We start from the raw sequence: 3,801 nt of genomic DNA, 5'->3' as shown, positions 1-3,801 counted from the left end.
TAAAGATATTCGGATTCGTTGCTCAAAATCTTAACCGTTTCAATGCTCAATTCCGGTAGAGTGGAAGTCAATCTGGAATTTTTCAGGTTTGTACATATTTTTCATTCAAAGCAAATTCATTCCGATTCAATTCTCATACTTTTTTGAGTATAAATCACTCAGAAATTTCTCGGTTTAGTACAATTTTTTCAGTAAAAACTCAATTCTTTCCGTTTTCATTGCTCAACTCTGACCGCTACAATTTTCACTCCGAAATATTGCTAAAAATCATAGTTTTCAATTAAGTTTTTCAACTTTAGTTTTTCTGACCAAAACTCAGCCGAGCTATTTATGCTAACGGTTGGCGGTATGAATAGTTGGGGAGTTCGGAGCACCTTGCAAATCAAGCCGGGAAAACGTATATTTGGCAAACCAAAACATGCAATTAACCACCTAAACCCCAATTATTTATGACCGCGTGTTGGGTGCTGTTTTTATTATTTTTCTTCTTTCGTAAAATTAATTTGTCCACCACCTTGAAATAAAATCATTGTTTTTTCTGTCGGATTAAATTCAAATTTTGCTCCTGCTTGGTCAAACTTAAATTTGTCGTTGTCTGTTGCTTCAAGCGGAAATGCAGGTTGTCCTGTCCCTTGTGCAATTAAAGTATTTCCGTCTTTTGTGATTGTAATTTTCAATGCAACTTGTTTAGAAGCGTATACGCCTAAATACTTGTCTAAGTCTTCCGAAGTCAAGTTGAAAGTTGTGAATTCTGGAATTTCGTATGGTCTATCGTAAACTGCACTTAAAACTGCAATAGAAATATCGTTGTTATTAAAGTTGGTTCCATTAGAAATCAACGCATACGAAATTTTGTCGTCTGCAAAATGAGAATAAACAGAACTAAACCCGTCAATTCCGCCGGTATGTCCGTAACCAAGGCTTTTGTAGAAAGGAATTTGAAACAAACCAATTCCGTAACCGTCCTTTATGGTTTTCATTATTTCAAGACTTTCATGTGCCAAAAGTTTTCCACCAAATAAAGCGTCTGCAAATTTTGTCAAGTCGGTTGGTGTGGAAATTATTGCACCTGCCCCCAAAGGAATAGTAAAGTTCGTTTCGCTTTCTACTTTCCAAGAACCTGCGAATCTGTATGATTTACATTCGTTGTTGTTTGGATTGATTTTGCCAAAAACATAAGTGTTTGTCAACCCAATTGGTTTAACAATAAATTCTTGCAACAAGTCAGAATACGATTTTGTAAAAGTCTTTTCAAGAATATAAGTCAAAAGCACAAAGTTTGAATTGCTGTATTCTGCTTTGCTGTCAGGGTTGAAGTCGCTACCGCCTTTTGCAATAATTTCAACCATTTCATTTTCTGTCTTTGATTGCGTGTTCCAAGTTAAATAATCCTTGTCATTTGTGAAGTTGTGTATTCCACTTCTGTGACTTAGCAAATGTTTTACAGTTATTTTCTTTGCATTTGAGATTGTAGGAAACCATTTATCAATAGTTTGATTTAGGTCTATTTTTCTTTCTTCAACCGCCTTTAAAATTAAAACTGTCGTAAATGATTTAGAGATTGAGCCAATTCTGTACTTAGAACTTTCTGTTGATTTTACATTATTTTCAACATCAGCAAGTCCGATTGTTTTTGTATAAATAATTTCTCCGTTCTTAGAAACGGCAACACTTCCCATAAATTTGTTGTTTTGTTCAAGTGCGTTGAAGTAGTTGTCTAATTTGATTTTGTCAAAGTTCGTTTGTGCAAGTCCGATTTGACTAAGTGTCAAAATTAGTACTGTTGTTAAAATTGTTTTTTTCATTTTTGTCCTGTTTATGTTATCGTTAACGGGTCTCACTAAAATAGCACCCAACGGTTTATGGTATGGTGTCGTGCGGGAGTTCGATGCAATTTCCTATCAGTTTACACCGACTTTTTTTACGAGCCACAAACCTTCGAAAACCTCTGAAACCCGCATGCACTATACCATGTGTTGTAAGCCGTGCTTTATTTTATTTGTTTAAGAATCTTGGTTTTCATCTTATCATTAATCATGAATTTCGACCATGTTACTAATATTGCATCATATCCAGTCTGTTGTTTTTCACTCTCAGTCAATTTTACTAACTCAACTGAAGGAGAATCATATTCCCAATTCGTATAAATCCAGTCGCTTTTTGAGATAGCTTTTGTTGAATAAGTAAAAAGGATTGATTTATCTGTAAAATCATAATCTTTAAACGTTTTTTCAAATTGTCTATTTAAGTATTCAGATTCTTTGGAATTTAGTCTTTTCTCGTTGTCTATAAAGGCATTTGAGAAATCAGGCATGAACTTAAAATCAAGTTTCAAATCATCTAATGTTGAATCAACTAATTTGTTTCTGCGACAATATGTTGTCTCAAAATGTTTTGAATAAACAATATATGCCTTACCCAATTCGAAAATCATTCCGCAATCAGGTCCGCCAAGTCCTGTTTTTATTTCAATAGTATCAGATTTTTCACCTTTCCAAATTTTTCCGACTGAAAACCTATAAATCATTTTCGAATCAATTTGTTTTTTGTCAAATGGAATCCCTTGAAATATTAAATCAGCAGAGTCTATCTCATTTCTAAGATTCATTTGATAACATTTGCATGAATATCCTTTTGAAAATCCTGCAATTAAAATCGTCAATATTAATAAAGTTCTTTTCATATGGTTGAGTGTCTTTTTAGCATGGCTTACAACGAGTTAGAATATGAAAAGTTGCGGGTTTGAAAACGCAATTTTCCGATGTTTAAATTTAGTATTTTTATATTTTAGAAACATTCTGTATTATTGAATTAAGCAATTTTTTATATGCATTGTTGCCACCAGTTTATTTTATCATTTTAAAGATAAAACTGACTTAAAAAACTCGGATTTCCTTTTTCTTCAGGATAGAAATAAATACCTATAATCAATTTACTATTATCAGGTACTTTGTCATTAATACCTAAGTTATTGCTTGACCATTCGGTTTGCTTGATAATCTCTATCAGTTTTTGGTCTATTGATTTTCCAAATCCACTTATTTCAGATACACTTTTAATTGTCAAATCTTGCGAAAAAGTTATTTCATACAACCCAAAATCTTTCTGTAACTCAATTCCTTTAAACTGCTTTAATTGCTCATACAAGTTTGATTTTTCTAGATACTCAATTTTGTCAGTAAAACGGATATTTTTAGTTTTGAACACTTTTAAAATCGCTAATTCTCGTTTTGAATTTTTAAAATTGCTTTTATTTAAATAAAGTAATCCGGAACACATTCCAATTCCAAAATTACCATCACTATTTTTTCGAGCATATGCAATTAACTTTGTATTCTCTGGAATGAAAATATCACAAGATGTTCCAATTCCATTATCACTTTGACCATAAACATAAATTGATTTTGAAATTTCTCCTTTGAACAATTCGTTAATTTTAATATCTGCTCTGTATCCTTTTTCTCCTTTTTGATTAGGATATATTTTTAGAATTGTCACATTAGCAACAAAATCAGACTGAATATATTTTTCAGTAATCGAAGGTTCATCACAATCACAAGCAAATATTCCTACTGAAAACAAAAAAATAAATATGTGTAGAATCTTTTTCATAATTGGTGGCAACGGGTTTGTATATGGCTTCGTTGTGGGAAAATCAGCAAGATTTTTCCGCCGAAGCAATTTTGACAATAAATATAAGAAATTTTTCGATTAAAAAATTTCGCCACAATGAGCTATATACAGTGTTGTACGCTGGCATAATTCATTCTTTTCATTATCTTTTTATTTCTTTTGTCTATT

Annotated in this window: 3 protein-coding genes; all 3 read right to left on the bottom strand. The window is 31.9% G+C overall.

Annotated elements, in window-relative coordinates:
* Positions 1-476: 476 nt before the first annotated feature.
* Positions 477-1,805: a serine hydrolase gene (locus HGB55_RS14480; protein WP_168817716.1), complete on the bottom strand. Its 1,329-nt coding sequence runs from the start codon at positions 1,803-1,805 to the stop codon at positions 477-479.
* A gap of 185 nt (positions 1,806-1,990) precedes the next feature.
* Entirely contained in the window at positions 1,991-2,683 is a 693-nt protein-coding gene (locus HGB55_RS14475) for a hypothetical protein (RefSeq protein ID WP_168817714.1), read from the bottom strand.
* Between the two features lie 176 nt (positions 2,684-2,859).
* Positions 2,860-3,612, bottom strand: a complete 753-nt coding sequence (locus HGB55_RS14470) for a hypothetical protein (protein WP_168817712.1) — start codon at positions 3,610-3,612, stop codon at positions 2,860-2,862.
* Positions 3,613-3,801: the final 189 nt, after the last annotated feature.

Source organism: Lutibacter sp. B1, from assembly GCF_012524075.1.
Classification (GTDB): Bacteria; Bacteroidota; Bacteroidia; order Flavobacteriales; family Flavobacteriaceae; genus Lutibacter.
The sequence above is the reverse complement of the archived record's forward strand: the minus strand, read 5'-3'. Positions and strand labels throughout refer to the sequence as shown.

What these genes read in the sequence shown, in the direction of transcription:
- HGB55_RS14470 (WP_168817712.1), bottom strand. Translation starts at nt 3,612, where the DNA reads ATGAAAAAGATTCTACACATATTTATTTTTTTGTTTTCAGTAGGAATA.
- HGB55_RS14480 (WP_168817716.1), bottom strand. Translation starts at nt 1,805, where the DNA reads ATGAAAAAAACAATTTTAACAACAGTACTAATTTTGACACTTAGTCAA.
- HGB55_RS14475 (WP_168817714.1), bottom strand. Translation starts at nt 2,683, where the DNA reads ATGAAAAGAACTTTATTAATATTGACGATTTTAATTGCAGGATTTTCA.